This window comes from Neorhizobium sp. P1_A6 (assembly GCF_056406795.1).
On record NZ_JBFTZM010000022.1, the window covers coordinates 24,162 to 39,375 of the forward strand.

The following is a 15,214-nucleotide window of genomic DNA, read 5'->3' on the forward strand; positions in this document are numbered from 1 at the left end:
GACCAGTAAATGCGCTGATTCCGGTGCTCGGCAAGCTCCCTACTTTAGAAGGAGGTGAATAAATCTCCTGCCTTGAAAAACATCAGCTGCCTAAGCGCTGATCAAATGCTGTCCAGCTTGCGTCGATTGAGCTCAAGTTTGCGAGTGATCGCGAGGTCGGTTTCCCCAATTCTGCTGGTTGACAGAGTTTCGGCCATTTCGCATAAGGAAGCCGGACGTGCAAAAGTCACGGCCCGGTCGGTAGTCCGGGTGACGCTTTGCGTTCGTATAAGGGTTCGCTCATGGGGAGCGGGCACATCCTGTACGTCCTTTTCCGATCACGGAAGAGGAGCGTCCTATGTCTAAACTTAAAGTTATTATTGCCGGTGCCGGTCTCGGCGGGCTTTGCCTTGCGCAAATACTGCGTCGCGCCGATGTCGAGGTGGAAATCTTCGAAAGCGATTCCAGTCCCTGGGATCGCCCTCAGGGCTATCGCCTGCATATCGACCGGGATGGGGTAAACGCCCTCAGGGAAGTCCTGCCTGCAAATCTGTATCGGCTTTTCGAAGCGACCGCGATGCGGCCACTGCCGTACACCACGATTGTCGATACGACCCTCAAGGAATTGCGGCGGATACCGAGCGGCGGGCACGACAGGACGCCGCGGCATTGGCTTGCTGATGGCGGTCCGCAGCATATCAACGTCAATCGCGCCACCTTGCGGCATATCCTTCTGACCGGCCTGCAGGACGTTTGCCGATTCGGCGCCCGAATGCTGCGCTATGAAACGGATGCCGAAGGGGTAACCGCGGTGTTTGCCGACGGCAGCACCGCACGAGGCGACATTCTGGTCGGTGCCGACGGGATCCGCTCCGCGGTGCGCCGGCAGCGACTGCCCGAGGCGCGCATTATGGATACCGGAGTGCGCGCCATCTACGGCCGTATTCCGATCGAAAAGGCTCGCCACCATCTGCCCGAACACGTTCTTGCCGACGTCTTCACCGTCGCCTCCGACGACCGGCGGGTGTTCCTCGGACTGGGGCCGGTGATTTTCCCGGCCCGTCCGGACGCAGCTTCCGACAGGATCGCGCCGGAGGCAGGGCTTTTCGGCCAGGACGACTATGTCGTCTGCATCGTCGGTGGCCGCCGCGAATATTTCCCCGGCGACGACGCGATGCTGCGACAGGCCGGCAGCCCGGCGCTTCAGGCCCTTGCGATCAGGATGCTGGAGGAGTGGCCGGCGGCTGCCGGGGCCATTCCGGCTCGGGGAGACCCTTCCTCCTTTTTCTCGATCGAGATGCATACGAGCGTTCCCTGCGATCTCGGAGAGACTTTTCGGGTGACGCTTCTCGGCGACGCCATCCATGCGATGACGCCGACGCTCGGACGTGGGGCAAACGTCGCAATGCGCGATGCGGCGCTGCTCGGACACGCAATTATTGCCGTGGAACGCGGCGAGGTCGGCCTTGCCCTGGCGCTTACTGCCTACGAGCGGGAGATGGCCAGTTACGGTTTCGGCGTGGTGCGAGAGTCGGCCTTCATCGGGCATGGGCTGATGGGGCAGGATCCGCTTGCCGCGTGAGGATCTCCCTTCTCTCAATCGGCGTTCATCGCAATCATCAGTTTTTCTGCTTTGACGATGAAACGAGGTGGGAATAAGCAGGCGGCTTCCATGAAAGCGGCCGCTGCCGAAATCTCCGCCGGACATCCCCATCATGCTCGACCGCCTGGCTCCGGCCCTCTTTGTCCTCCTCTGGTCCACGGGCTGGCTCGTCGCGAAATACGCGGCGAAGCACGCCGATCCCTTGACGTTTCTGGCCGGGCGACACGCACTCGCCGCCGCGGCGTTTTTCGTGGTCTGCCTGGTCACAAAGGCAAAATGGCCGAAGAGCCGTGCCCAGGTCGGCCATGCGATGTTCTCGGGCGTCTTCCTGCACGGACTTTATCTTGCGGGCGTCTGGTATGCGATTGCGCAGGGCGTGCCTGCCGGTCTTTCGGGCATTATCGCCGGGCTGCAGCCGCTGCTGACCGCCATGGTCGCGCCGCTCTTCCTCGGAGAGCGCCTCAAGCCCTTGCAGAAGGTCGGCCTGGCGCTTGGTTTTGCCGGCATTCTGATCGCGATCTCCCCGCAGCTTCTCGACCTCTTCGAGCGCGGGCTGGCGGGACTCGCGGTTCCGGTGCTGATCAACATCGTCGCCATGGCGTCGGTCACCTACGGCACGCTCTACCAGAAGCGGCACCTGCAGGAGGGCGACCTGTTCTCGATCGCCACGCTGCAATTCGTCGGCGCGCTGATCGTCACCATCCCGTTGGCGCTCAGCCTTGAAAGCCTGCGCTTCGATTGGACGTATGAGGCGATCTTCGCAATGGCCTGGTCTGTCCTCGGCCTGTCCATGGGCGCGGTCGGCTTGCTGCTCTATCTTATCCGCCGTGGCCAGGTGTCCCGCGCCGCCTCGCTCATCTACCTGATGCCGCCGGTCGTGGCGATCGAGGCGGCGATCCTGTTCGGGGAGCCCCTGACCCTGCCGATGATCGTCGGCACGGTGATCGTGGTGGCGGGCGTCTATATGGTGAACCGCAAGGCTTGAGGGAGTTTTTCATTCGGTCAGGAATCGGGTGTCGAGCGGAGCTGGGCAGCCTTAGACAGCGGATGTAGACCCAACAGGAGGTACATCATGCTAACCGACAAAGTTGCCATCGTCACCGGCGCATCAAGCGGCATCGGCCGGGCCGCTGCCCTTCTTTTCGCCCGGGAAGGGGCTGCCGTTGTTGCCAACGCGCGGGGCGAGGCGGAATTGCAAAAACTCATTTCCGAAATCGAGGCGGCCGGCGGCCGTGCGGTTGCCGTGGCAGGCGATGTCGCGGAGGAGGAGACCCACCGGGCATTGCTCGAAGTAGCGCTTGGCCGATTCGGCGGTCTCGACATCGCCTTGAACAATGCCGGCACGGTCGGACCTTACAAGCCGCTCGGCGAGGTGATGCTGGAGGAATGGCAGCATACCCTGGCCATGAACCTCACGAGCGCCTTCCTCGGCGCCCGCTCGCAAATCCCGGCGATGCTCGAACGCGGCGGCGGATCGATCATCTTCACCTCCACCTTCGTCGGCACCAGCGTCGGCATCCCCGGCATGGGGACTTATGGCGCATCGAAGGCCGGGATCATGGGTTTGGTGAAAGGGATTACGGCCGACTACGGAGCGCGCGGCATACGCGCCAATGCGCTGCTGCCCGGCGGCACGGACACCCCGATGGCCGGCGACGCGGCGCAAAAGGAATGGGCGGCGGGCCTGCATGCCCTCAAGCGGATCGCCCAGCCCGAGGAAATCGCCCGGGCCGCACTTTTCCTGGCGAGCCCGATGGCGAGCTTCGTGGCAGGGTCTGCGCTTTATGCGGACGGCGGGAACGCTGCGGTCAAATGACAAAAAAAGAGGCCGCGTGAGCGGCCTCTTGGCTTTGTTTTCTTACGCAGGGCGTCCTTACGCCGGGCGGCGTGTACGGCCCTGCTGGCCGGAGCGGTTGTCGTTGCCGAACTTGACCGGACCTGCGTTGCCGCCAGCGGCCGGCCGGGCGGCTTCGACGCGCGGGCCGCGGTTGTTGCGCTGGGCAGCGGGTTCATGGGCGCCGTGTGCAGCATGCGGGTTCGGAGCCCCATTGCCGCCCTTGCGGTGTTCCTTGCGGGGCTCGGTGCGCGCCGGACGGCCTTCGCCGTTCTTCATCCCATCCTGGGGACCGAACTGCTTTTTGGCCGGGCGGAAATCCGACGTGGTCGAGAGGTCGTTGTCGACGTCCGGGCGCGGAGTGTTCTCGCCGCGACGCTGGCCGCGGAAATCGTCGTTGCGACGATTGTCGCGCTGTGGGCGGTCACCATGGGGACGATCGCCATTGGCGCGGGCCGGACGCTGGGGACGATCACCGCCCTCGGCGCCTTCCGCTGCGAAGAACGGCTTGCGGGCCGGACGTTCGCGGCGCTCGGGACGGCCTTCGCCGTTGCCGCGTGCCTGGCCGTTGCCGTTGCCGCCACGGCCGCGATTGGCAGCGCCGCCACGGTTGTTGTTGCCGGCACCGCCGCGTGGCTGGCGGCCGCCTTCGGGGCGTTCGCCGGATGCGGTGGTGATTTCGATGTTCATCAGGCGCTCGATGTCGCGCAGCAGGCGGGCTTCATCGGGAGCGCAAAAGGCGATCGCAATGCCGTCGCGGCCGGCACGCGCGGTACGGCCGATGCGGTGAACGTAGGCGTCAGGTACTTCCGGCAGGTCGTAGTTGAAGACGTGGGTGACGCCAGGGATGTCGATGCCGCGGGCAGCAACGTCGGTGGCGACCAGAACACGGATCTCGTTGTCACGGAAGGCCTTGAGGGCGCGTTCGCGCTGGCCCTGGCTCTTGTTGCCGTGGATCGAAGCGACCTTGAAGCCGATATGCTCGAGATGCTTGGAGAGCTTCTCGGCGCCGTGCTTGGTGCGCAGGAAAACCATGGCGCGGCCGGTCGGGTTTTCTTCGAGCGACTTCTTGAGAAGGTCCGTCTTGTCGTTCTTGCCGACCACGAAGTGGACGAACTGTTCGACCTTGTCGGCGGCCTTGCCCGGAGGCGTGACCGAAACCTGGACCGGATCCTTGAGGAAGTCGGAGGCAAGATCGGCGATCGCCTTCGGCATGGTGGCCGAGAAGAGCAGGGTCTGACGCCTGTTCGGCACCATTTTGGAAATCTTGCGCAGATCGTGGATGAAGCCGAGATCGAGCATCTGGTCGGCTTCGTCGAGAACGAGGTAGCGAACTGCGGTCAGGCCGATGGCACGGCGGGCGATCAGGTCGAGCAGGCGGCCCGGGGTCGCGACGAGAATGTCGGTACCCTTTTCGAGCTGCAGCTGCTGCTTGTTGATCGAGGCGCCGCCGACAACGGCGTTGATCTTCATCGGGGTACCGCGCACGTAGCTCTTCAGGCTGGCCGCAATCTGGTTGACCAGTTCGCGGGTCGGAGCGAGGATGAGCGTACGGGTGGTGCGATTGTCAGGACGCTTCGGATCCTTGGCAAGCATTTCGATGATCGGGAGGCCGAATGCGGCGGTCTTGCCGGTGCCAGTCTGGGCAAGGCCGATCATGTCGCGGCCTTCGAGAAGCTGGGGGATCGCCTGGGCCTGGATCGGGGTCGGTGTTTCGTAACCGAGCGCAAAAAGAGTGGCTACGGTCTGCTTGGACAGACCAAGCTCGTGGAAATTCGTCAAGTCGAATACCTTTTCGGGGCGCCAAAAGCGTATCGCCGGACTGGCACCATGCCGTCCGGTCTGCCTTTGGCGTCAAGAACCCCGCGTGAAGTGGGAACTTGCAAGTTGGAAATTGCTCTCCAGCGCTTAAACCCTCCGGGATCGAGGGCGATCTATCTTTGCGCCTTGTTCCTTCTTCGCGGTGTCTTTAATGACGCGGGGCCAACTCACGCGGCGGCCGGAAGGTGAAAGCTGAAGCGCATTTGGTGGTTTTCCGGGCAAAAGTCAAGCAGATGTTTCGCACTCGCGAAATGGCGTGGCTTCCCGGCCGTGTCCGTAACAGAGCTCGGTGCGCCTGCAGGACAACAAAAAGCCTGCATCCGCCGGCGGCGGAAACAGGCTCCTCAATGCGATTGCTCTGCCGATCAGCGCGAGCAGACTTCGACGCGATAGGGCTCGCCATAGCGGTTGCGGCGCCATTCGAGTTCGCAGACCGGTGGGTAATCGCGATAATAGGCGCGGCGGTAATAGACAGGCGGCGGAGGCGGGGGAGCGTAGTCGTATTCCGGCTCCACATATTCTGGCTCGGCGTAAGCCGGCCGCTGCGACCCTGCGATGATTGCGCCGCCGATGATGCCGCCAGCAAGGCCTGCTGCCACGCCCGGCCAGACATTGCGATGGCGGTCGCGGGCTTCTGCCGCCGGAGCCGTCGCCGTCAGGGCGCCCGCTACGGACAGTGCGGCGAGGCCGAGTGATATCGTCTTTTTCAGTGCCGACATGTTCTTTTCCTTTCCCTTTTTGTCCTCAAGGGGTGAAGAAATGGTCGCGCCCAAAGGCGGCGGATTGATGAAGACGATTTCCCGATAGTCTGAACGAACGTTCAGCTTCATGCCGCCTGCGGTTGATTTTTATCAAGCCTCAGCAATTGCCAATGTCGATTATGGCCGGATCGTGGCTATAACATGGAGAAGATTTGGCGGCGGAAATCGGGACTTTCTCCGAGTTGCTTTCGGATTAGCTCGGATCACTTACGCCATGCGGTTGGATGTCTGCGGATGTCGATGTCCGTCACGATCAATCACAGGCTGTATTGGCGCCCATATATAGGCGCTTCCGGTTGACAAATGCCAGAAATGATAAGTCGTACTGTTTCAACAACACGATGTTAACACTCGCTATGGTGTTATCAGTCGATTGGGAGACAAACGAATCGAGCCGGATATCGGCCGGCACGAGGAGCGGGGAAGGTGGACACGGAAAGCGAACTCTTGAAAACGGCGTGCGAGCGGATCAATGATCTTGCCGAACCCGCGTTCATCAAGGACAGCGCCCTTAGCTACGTGGCGGTGAATGCTGCCTATGCACGCCTTTTCGGCATGCATCCGAGCGAATTCGCCGGCAATACCAGCCGTGGCCTTGCAGGCGCGCTGGACGATGCCGACCGCAAGGAAAAGGAATGCCGGGCGATCGTTTTCGGTACCGACGAGACGGCGCTGTGTTTCGACCGCTCCGGCGTCGTCCGCCATGAAATTCATATCGAGCGTTTCCTGACGGAAGACGACCATACCTATCTGTTCGGCACGTTTGCGGCGGTGCCGGGCGTTGCCGCCATTTCAGAGCCGAGCAACGTTGCCCCGCTTGCCGTTGCATCACGCGCCGTCGTCCCGCCCCCCGGTGCCCCGGCCAGTGGTGCTACGGCCAACGCTGCAAAGCCGATCGCGCCGTTTTCGCCTTTCAACAACGCGCTTCTCGACGATGCCCTCGACATGCTCGAAATGGGTATCGGCATCTATGACAAGCACAACGTTCTGCTCTACTGCAATTCACAGCTCATCAATCATTTTTCATCGATCTCGATCGATATCCAGCCGGGGATCACGCTCAACGATATTCTCGGATTTGCGTATGATCGCCGCCAGCGCGTGTCGCCGGCGAGCTTTGGTTCCGATGTGCCGAACAAGGACGCTTGGATAGCCGAGCGGATGAAACCGTTCGATCTTCCCTATTCCGAAAGCATCGACCAGCTTTCCGACGGACGCTGGCTGCGGAGCATCAACAAGCGTCTCGAAAACGGCCTGCTGATCGCCATCCGTCACGACGTGACCGATTTCAAGGAGCAGGAAATGCTCCTGCGCACCCATGTCTCGGAGACGGACCTGTTTCGCGCCGTCCTCGAAGACCTGCCGGTGCCCGTGTTCGTGCGCAACAGCGACCGCCAGCTCACCTATGCCAATGCCGCCTACGAGGCGATGCTCGGCAAGCCGAGAAGCCATTTCCTCGGCAAGACCGAAACGGAAATGTTCCCTGACGCGGCCGATCGCTTCCGGATTGAAAACGACCAGGTAATGACAGGCGAGGACATCGAGAAATCGGAGGATATTACCTTTCCCGACGGATCGGTTGTCCCGGTCATCACGCACCTGCGCCGGGTGACCACCAATGACGGCGCGCACAACCTCGTCGGCTCGCGCATGGACGTCTCCCGCATCAAGGAGGCGCAGAACAAGGCGGAGAAGATGGGCAAGGATCTGCAGACGATCCTGCACACCATGCCCGTCGGCGTGGCGATCCTCGACGAGCAGTTCCTGTTCGAATACGCCAACCCGGCCTTCTATTCCTTCTGGGATGCCGGTGAGCAGTTCGATCTGCCCGGGCGTTCCTATCGGGACTTCCTCAAGGTCAATTTCGACCACGGCATCTATAGCGGCTCGACGCAAAGCTTCGAGGAGATCTACCGGGAGCGCATCGCCGCCTTGACCGACGGTCAGGAGCGACCGCCGATCGAGGTGAAAAGCCGCAGCGGCCTGGTGATCGTCATTTCCGGCACTCAGCTTTCCGGCGGCAAGATCCTGCTGAGCTACATGGACATCACGGCTGTCCGCAAGCGCGAGCAGGAGATCCAGGAGGCCCGTGCGGCGCTCGAAACCCACGGCGCGCTGATGCGCGACGCGACGAGCGCCATGTCGCAAGGGCTGCTCATCCTGCATGACGGCGAGATCATCTTCTCCAATGACGCGCTGCCGGCCATGCTCGACATGCCGGCCGAGATGGTGGGTGCCGGAGGCCTGTGGCGCGATCTCTTCCGCTATTGCGTCGAGCGCGGCGATCTCGGCACGTCCGAGGAAGCGGCGGCGACGCTGCAGGCCTGGGAAGACAACGTCGCAGCCGGCAAGCCGGTGTTTGCCGCCTTCCGCGTCGAGGGCCGCAAGTGGATCCAGGTCGAGGCAAAGCTGACCGGCAGCGACCATTGGCTGGCCGTCTTCACAGACGTCACGGAGATGAAGAGCCGCGAGGAAGAACTGACCCGCCTCCTGCAGCGCGCCGAGGCTGCCGACCGGGCGAAGTCTGAATTCCTCGCCAATATGAGCCACGAGATCCGCACGCCGATGAACGGCGTGCTCGGCATGGCCGAACTGCTGGCCAAGTCCAATCTCGACACCCGCCAGAAGACCTTCATCGACATCATCGTCAAGTCGGGCAATGCGCTCCTGACGATCATCAACGACATCCTCGACTTTTCCAAGATCGATGCCGGGCAGATGACGCTGCGCAAGGCGCCGTTCGACCCGGTCGAGGCGATCGAGGACGTGGCGACGCTTTTGTCCTCGTCCGCTGCCGAGAAGGATATCGAACTCATCGTGCGCGGCGACGTCTCGATCCGCGAGACGGTGATGGGCGACGCGGGGCGTTTCCGTCAGATCATAACGAATCTGGTCGGCAATGCGGTGAAATTCACCGAAAAGGGGCACGTCTTCATCGATCTGAGATCGGAGGCGAGGGGCCCCGGCGAGATGTTGCTGTCGATCCGCATCGAGGATACCGGCCTCGGCATTCCCGAAGAGAAACTGAAATCGGTGTTCGAGAAATTCTCGCAGGTCGATACGTCCTCGACGCGCCGCCACGAAGGCACCGGTCTCGGACTGGCGATCACCGCGGGCCTCACCGAGCTCTTCGGCGGCTATATCGACGTGACGAGCGAAGTCGGTCGCGGCTCGGTCTTCACCGTGCACCTGCCGTTCCAGGTGGTCAGCGAACGCAACGTCCTGACGGCCTTGCCGATCAACACTAGCGGCGCACGCATCCTCGTCGTCGACGACAATGCCGTCAACCGCCGCATCCTCACCGAACAGCTCACCATGTGGGGGTTCGACACGGTTGCAGCCGACGGCGGCGCCGAGGGTCTGGCGATCCTCAGCGAGGCCGCCCGTATCGGCGTCACTGTCGATGCTATCGTGCTCGACTACCACATGCCGGAGATGAACGGCCTGGATTTCGCCAAGCAGCTCCGGCGTGATCCGCGCTTCGACGGAACCGGCGTGGTTTTCCTGACCTCGATGGACATGGCCGGCGACGACAGCATGTTCGCCGCCCTCAACATCCAGGCGCATCTGATGAAGCCGGCACGCGCCAACCTGCTGCGCAGCACGATCATCGACGTCGTCCGCTCGATCCGCACCAAGCGCCGGGCAGTCGAAGCGGAGCAAGCGGCCGGTCGGACTCAGACGGCCGTGCGGCCCCTGGCGCCGGTTGCAGCACCCAAGCTGGTTGCTTCGGCGCCAGTGATTGCCGAACAGCCGGTGGTCCCGGTCTCCACGCCGCCCATGCAGGCGGCGCCGACGCTCGACGTGCTGGTCGCCGAGGACAACGAAGTCAACCAGATCGTCTTTACCCAGATCCTGCAGACCACCGGCTGGCTGTTCCAGATCGTCAAGAACGGTGCGGAAGCGGTCGAAGCGTGGAAAAAGCACGATCCGGCGGTCATCATCATGGACGTTTCGATGCCGGTCATGAACGGCCATCAGGCGACCCAGAAAATCCGCGAGCTCGAACAGGAGACCGGCACCCATACGCCGATCATCGGCGTCACGGCGCATGCGCTCGAAAGCGACCGCGAACTCTGCTTCCAGGTCGGCATGGACGATTACCTCTCCAAGCCGATCAGTCCGGAGGCATTGGAAACCAAAGTCCGCAACTGGCTTGGCGGTGCGATCGTGAGTTCGGTGTCGAACTGAGCCGGCGTTTCCGGCTCTCAACGCTCTCACCTCGGCAATGTCGGCGCACATCCCTGCTCCGAAGAACTGGCAATACTGCTGACGCGGCGGCAGAACGTAGCGGGCGGTCAGTATCGCGCTGCCCTGGCGGTTGCGTCGGCGATGCGGGAAGTTGACGGAGCGGGCACCGTGGCCGCAGTGATCCGCATCTGTACGCTGCCTGTCGTCGGGTGAAACGCGATCCAGCGCGCCAGGTCATCGCCGAGGCTGGAATCGACAAGCTTGATGCCTTCCGCCTGAAGGAAGCGCCTGGCGAACGCGGCGTTCAGCAATCCGGGATCGTAGCCGCTGCATTTGCGGGTGCGGCCGCCAAACAGTTTGGCGCGAAGGTTCCGGCGTTCCGCGCCGAGACTGCACAGGTCGTCGACAAGCGCACGCATGGCCAGATCGCCGTAGCGTTCCGGGTGCTGGGTGATCTCCAGTCCGCCGCTCGCAGGCAGGATGAAATGGTTCATCCCCCCGATGTTGGTGGTGGTGTCGTAGATGCAGGCCGAGACGCAGGATCCGAGAACGGTCATCAGCACGGTATCGGGATCGGCCGACACCGCATATTGGCCGCCAATGATATGGATATGGTGGGAGCCCGTGAAGTTCATCTGATGCTCTGATTCCGTGTATGTGAAAATTATTTTCACGCAAAAGTATGAAAGCGGGACGCGCGCGGGAGGGACCAACAATGAGTGGCGAGAAATACGGTCTTATACGGTTTTCGTAATTTCGGCAGGGTGCGAGCGACAGGTTTTCCGTTCAGGGACCGTTAAGCTCGGCACCGGCATTGTCCGGCAATACCCGAGCCCCTTTTGCCGCTTTCAGGCGCAGCTCGGTGGAAACGGAGACGCTTGTGATGAAGAAGATGATTGTCTCGGCGCTGATTCTGGCCGCTACCTGCACCAGCGTCCTGTTGCCGGCCGGTGAAGCCTCGGCCCAGCAGTGGGACAGACACTACGACCGATATGATCGATATGATCGATACGATCGCCGTGACCCGCCGCGCAGGCGTCATAACAACGATGGCGCGCTGATTGCCGGAGGTTTGGCCGCGGGCGTCATCGGCGGTCTGATCGGCGGGGCTCTCGCCAATGACAGCGGGCCGCGTTACATCGATCCGCCACCGCCGCCTCGGCCGCGCTGCTGGTTCGAGGACCGCCGCGTCCGCAACGCCTATGACGGCGGATGGCATATGGAAAGCCTGCGCGTCTGCCAGTAGGTGGCATGCGATGTGATGGATGGCAGCCGGTCTCAGGGCCGGCTGTTTTATGTTGGGCGGTCTTGGGGCGACCTTGGGTCAGGGCGCCGGTTTGATGCCGCACAACATCTCGCGTTTGCCAGCAAATCCCGGCCGCCGTTCGACGGTAAAACCGGCCGCCTGCAGGTTTCGCCGTACGAAGCCGGCTGCCGCATAAGTGCCGAACGTGCCGCCAGGTAAGGTCTTGTCATGGAGCGCCTGCATGATATCCGGCGACCACATGTCCGGATTGCGCGACGGCGCAAAGCCGTCGAGGAACCACGCGTCGAAATCCGCGCTGGCCGCGGAGACGCCTTCGAGTGCCGGGCCGCAGACGACTGTCAGACGTGTCTGGGCGTCGGCGTCGATCACGATATGCCCGGCAGGCTCGTCCGGCCAAGCTTTGACCACTGCCTGCCGTTCCGCCGCGATCTCCGGCCAGCGGGTGAGCGCCCGGTCGATTTCGTCGCGCTGCATCGGATAGAGTTCGAAAGAGGTGAAATGAAGCTTCGCGCCTGCGGGGCGAAAAAGCTTCCATTGCCGCCAGGTCTCGCAGAAATTCAGGCCGGTGCCGAAACCGAGTTCGCCGATCCGGAAAGTCCGGTGACTTTTCCAGCGCTCCGGCAGGCCCCAGCGCTCCGGCAGGCCATTGCCGGCCAGAAACGTGTGGCCACACTCCAGCCGGCCGTCGGTGCGGCAATAAAAGTGATCGCCAAACTTTTGCGAATAGGGCATATCGCCGTCATGCCAGTCCAGGGTCTGGCTTTCGGTCACACGAATTTCAGGATCACGGTCGCTCATGGGAGATGCGGATAATCCTGCCGGCTTCGGCGGTCAATCTCATGTCCTTCCCGCATCCGCCGATCTCGTCATCCTGGGCGGCGGCATCATGGGCCTCTGGGCGGCGGTCAAGGCCGAGCGACTCGGCATCCGCACCCTGCTTGTCGATGCCGGCTCGTTGGGGCAGGGGACAAGCGGCGGGCTCTTGGGCGCCCTGATGCCGTATATGCCCGATAAGTGGGACGACAAGAAGCAGTTCCAGTTCGATGCGCTTCTGTCGCTGGAAGACGAAATCGCTGAGCTCGAAGCCGAGACGGGCATGGCCTGTGGCTACCGCCGCTCCGGCCGGCTGATTCCGCTGCCGAAGCCGCACTTACGCAAGATCGCGCTCGGCCATTCGGCCGATGCGGAAGCCTGCTGGCGGCGCGGTGACCGTCGTTTCCATTGGCATGTGCTCGACCGCCCGCCGCAAAAAGGCTGGCCGGATGCCTCCTTCGCAGCTGCCGGACTGGTGCATGACACGTTTGCCGCCCGGGTTTCGCCGCGGGGTCTCGTATCGGCTCTCGCGGCCTTCCTGCGTAGGGCCGGCAATGTCCGAATCGTCGAAGGCCTGGAGGCCGAAACGGTAGATCCAGCCGCTAATAGGATTATATTCCGCGGCGGCGAAAGCGTCGCCTTCGGACACTGCATCGTCTCGGCCGGCCACCGATCCTTTTCTCTGCTTCAAGGCGTCTCGCCGCCGCTGAAACATCCGATCGGCCAGCCGGTCAAGGGGCAGGCGGCGCTGCTCAAGGCCAATATCGATCCGTCTCTGCCGGTGATCTTCCTGAACGGCCTCTATCTGGTCGCCCATGAGGGCGGTCACGTGGCGGTCGGCAGCACCAGCGAGGATGTGTTCGAAGACCCGTCGTCGACCGACAGGCAGCTCGACGACCTCGTCTTGCGCGCCCGGTCGCTCGTGCCGGCCCTGGCGCAGGCCCCCGTCGTCGAGCGCTGGGCGGGATTGCGGCCGAAGGCGATCGGCCGCGATCCGATGGTCGGCGCGCATCCCGATCACGCCCGAGTGATCGCGCTCACAGGTGGTTTTAAGGTGAGTTTCGGTATCGCGCATAGGTTGGCGGATGCGGCGCTCAATGCCGTGAATGGCCGGGAAATGCGGCTTCCGACGTCATTTACGCTCGCCAGTCATCTTGCCGTCGCCTCGCGTTAAACGCGAGTTTTCGGTCCTCCGCGTCGTTATTCTGTCATGCAAATCACTTAACCCCCACGGCAGGGATTGTTGAGCAATGCGTAAAACACGGGGTTGCTGAAAAGGACGTTCAGAAGGTGACGCATGCGCTATGCCATTCATTTCACGCCTCCGGCGCATGATCCGCTAACGGTCGCTGCCGCCCAGTGGCTCGGCCGCAACGCCTTTTCAGGCGAAGCGACGGAGCCGCCGGCAATCCGTGGCATCGGCATTCACGACATTGCTTTCAACACCGCGCTGCCACGCCGCTACGGTTTCCACGCGACGCTGAAGGCGCCGTTCCGCTTGGCACCCGACGTGACCGAACCGATGCTGCTGCGCCATCTGATGCGGTTTGCCGGCACCCACAGCCCTTTCGAACTGCCGAAGCTCGAAGCCGTGCGGCTCGGCAATTTCTTCGGCCTGGCGCCGGTCGTTCCTTGCGATACCGTCCGGTTCCTGGCTGCTTCCGTGGTCCAGGAGTTCGACAATTTCCGCACGCCATTGTCGGAAGCCGAGCTGGAGCGCAGCGATTCTGGCGATCTCTCGGCGCCGCAATTCGCCAACCTGCATCGCTGGGGCCACCCTTATGTGATGGACGAGTTCCGTTTCCACATGACCCTGACCGGCCCGCTGTCGCTGGTCGAGATGCCGCGTTTCGACCTGGCGCTGCGCGATTATTTCGAACCCTATCTGAAAAAGCCGGTCGAGATCGCCAATCTGGCGCTGTTCATCGAGGAGGAGCCCGGCGCGCCCTTCCTGGTGCATTCGCTGCATCCGATGGGCCGCGTGGCGGCGCGCAAGATCGCCTGACGTTCAAGTGCCGCCTGGCTTCCGGCGTCACTTTTGTTCAAGAGCGATGGTCGCCGATCTGCTATACTTTTTCCATGGAGAATATCTCGCAGGAACAGGCCACCGACCACATGCCGCTCATGCCGGCAGAGGTGACCCGTTTTTGGCGGGACGATCGCTTTGGCGGCATGGAATGCCTGCGCGCGACGTTTCTCACCCACGAATTCGCGCCGCATGCGCATGATACGTTCAGTATAGGTGCGATCGAGCAGGGCATGCAGGTTTGCACCATCAAGGGCAGCCGTGAAAGCGCCGGGCCGGGCGGGCTCTACCTGATCAATCCGGGCGAGACACATGACGGTGCGCCGCGGGGCGGCGGGTATCGCTACCGGATGATCTATCCGGATGTCGCACTGCTTCGCGAGATACTCGAAGACGTCACCGGCAAACCCTTCCAGGGCACGCCCGCCTTCGGCATCCAGCTCCTCCACGACCAGGCGCTCGCCGACGCTTTCCACCAGGCGCACCGGACGCTGGAAGAAGGCTCCGGCGCGCTCGAAACCAGCCAGGCGATGTTCCTAGTGCTCGACGCGATGTTCCGCCGTCACGGCGGTTCGATCATCGTACCGGCCGATACGACGGAGCGCACCGCCGTGCGCCAGGCCCGCGACTACCTCACCGAGAATTTTGCCTCCGATGTCGGGCTGGAGGAACTTGCGACCGTCGCGGGTCTCAGCCGCGCTCACCTCATCCGCGCGTTCCGCAAGGAATTCCACATCACGCCGCATTCCTTCCTCACCGACATCCGCATCCGAGCGGCCCGCAAGCGCTTGAGGGAAGGCGGCCAGCCGGCCGAGATCGCGCTCGAATGCGGTTTTGCCGACCAGGCGCATTTCACCCGGCACTTCAAGGCCCGCACGGGGCTGACGCCGGGGCAATACCGGGCTCGCTGATCACTTTC

General features: G+C 62.7%; 12 protein-coding genes. 8 read left to right on the top strand and 4 right to left on the bottom strand.

The window, feature by feature from the left end; genetic code table 11:
• Positions 1-337 precede the first annotated feature (337 nt).
• The 3 genes from AC1D3C_RS27410 (at position 338) to AC1D3C_RS27420 (ending at position 3,398) form a co-directional block, all read left to right on the top strand.
• Positions 338-1,561, top strand: coding sequence for an FAD-dependent oxidoreductase (locus tag AC1D3C_RS27410; RefSeq protein WP_477485093.1), 1,224 nt, complete (start codon positions 338-340; stop codon positions 1,559-1,561).
• Positions 1,562-1,691: 130 nt separating this feature from the next.
• Complete coding sequence (locus AC1D3C_RS27415; protein WP_477485131.1) at positions 1,692-2,567, top strand: DMT family transporter; 876 nt, start codon at positions 1,692-1,694, stop codon at positions 2,565-2,567.
• A gap of 87 nt (positions 2,568-2,654) precedes the next feature.
• Positions 2,655-3,398, top strand: a complete 744-nt coding sequence (locus AC1D3C_RS27420; protein WP_477485094.1) for an SDR family oxidoreductase — start codon at positions 2,655-2,657, stop codon at positions 3,396-3,398.
• Positions 3,399-3,455: 57 nt separating this feature from the next.
• On the opposite strand, the gene AC1D3C_RS27425 is transcribed toward AC1D3C_RS27420, so the two are convergent.
• Both AC1D3C_RS27425 and AC1D3C_RS27430 read right to left on the bottom strand, forming a co-directional pair.
• Positions 3,456-5,198: a DEAD/DEAH box helicase gene (locus AC1D3C_RS27425; RefSeq protein ID WP_477485095.1), complete on the bottom strand. Its 1,743-nt coding sequence runs from the start codon at positions 5,196-5,198 to the stop codon at positions 3,456-3,458.
• A gap of 404 nt (positions 5,199-5,602) precedes the next feature.
• Positions 5,603-5,956 carry a hypothetical protein gene (locus AC1D3C_RS27430; protein ID WP_038593768.1) on the bottom strand — a complete coding sequence of 118 codons (354 nt, stop codon included), beginning with the start codon at positions 5,954-5,956 and terminating at the stop codon, positions 5,603-5,605.
• Positions 5,957-6,424: 468 nt separating this feature from the next.
• Here AC1D3C_RS27430 and AC1D3C_RS27435 point away from each other — a divergent pair, with 468 nt between their 5' ends.
• On the top strand, positions 6,425-10,189 hold the full coding sequence (locus tag AC1D3C_RS27435; RefSeq protein ID WP_477485096.1) for a response regulator: 3,765 nt from the start codon (positions 6,425-6,427) through the stop codon (positions 10,187-10,189).
• A 107-nt stretch (positions 10,190-10,296) separates the two neighbouring features.
• Here the strand turns inward: AC1D3C_RS27435 and AC1D3C_RS27440 are convergent, their stop codons facing one another.
• Complete coding sequence (locus AC1D3C_RS27440; protein ID WP_477485097.1) at positions 10,297-10,824, bottom strand: chemotaxis protein CheD; 528 nt, start codon at positions 10,822-10,824, stop codon at positions 10,297-10,299.
• Positions 10,825-11,072: 248 nt separating this feature from the next.
• Here AC1D3C_RS27440 and AC1D3C_RS27445 point away from each other — a divergent pair, with 248 nt between their 5' ends.
• Positions 11,073-11,435 carry a hypothetical protein gene (locus tag AC1D3C_RS27445; RefSeq protein ID WP_477485098.1) on the top strand — a complete coding sequence of 121 codons (363 nt, stop codon included), beginning with the start codon at positions 11,073-11,075 and terminating at the stop codon, positions 11,433-11,435.
• 78 nt (positions 11,436-11,513) lie between these two features.
• On the opposite strand, the gene mnmC2 is transcribed toward AC1D3C_RS27445, so the two are convergent.
• Positions 11,514-12,254: a tRNA (5-methylaminomethyl-2-thiouridine)(34)-methyltransferase MnmC2 gene (mnmC2, locus tag AC1D3C_RS27450; RefSeq protein ID WP_038544469.1), complete on the bottom strand. Its 741-nt coding sequence runs from the start codon at positions 12,252-12,254 to the stop codon at positions 11,514-11,516.
• Between mnmC2 and AC1D3C_RS27455 the strand changes: the two genes are divergently transcribed.
• The 3 genes from AC1D3C_RS27455 to AC1D3C_RS27465 all read left to right on the top strand — a co-directional run bounded on the left by AC1D3C_RS27455 (position 12,253) and on the right by AC1D3C_RS27465 (position 15,206).
• Positions 12,253-13,443 carry an NAD(P)/FAD-dependent oxidoreductase gene (locus tag AC1D3C_RS27455; RefSeq protein WP_477485099.1) on the top strand — a complete coding sequence of 397 codons (1,191 nt, stop codon included), beginning with the start codon at positions 12,253-12,255 and terminating at the stop codon, positions 13,441-13,443. The two genes, mnmC2 and AC1D3C_RS27455, sit on opposite strands and share 2 nt — an antisense overlap.
• Positions 13,444-13,566: 123 nt before the next feature.
• Positions 13,567-14,274 (top strand): DUF1045 domain-containing protein, encoded by a 708-nt coding sequence (locus tag AC1D3C_RS27460; RefSeq protein WP_477485100.1) that lies wholly within the window; start codon positions 13,567-13,569, stop codon positions 14,272-14,274.
• A 74-nt stretch (positions 14,275-14,348) separates the two neighbouring features.
• Positions 14,349-15,206 carry an AraC family transcriptional regulator gene (locus AC1D3C_RS27465; protein ID WP_477485101.1) on the top strand — a complete coding sequence of 286 codons (858 nt, stop codon included), beginning with the start codon at positions 14,349-14,351 and terminating at the stop codon, positions 15,204-15,206.
• The last annotated feature ends 8 nt before the right edge of the window (positions 15,207-15,214 follow it).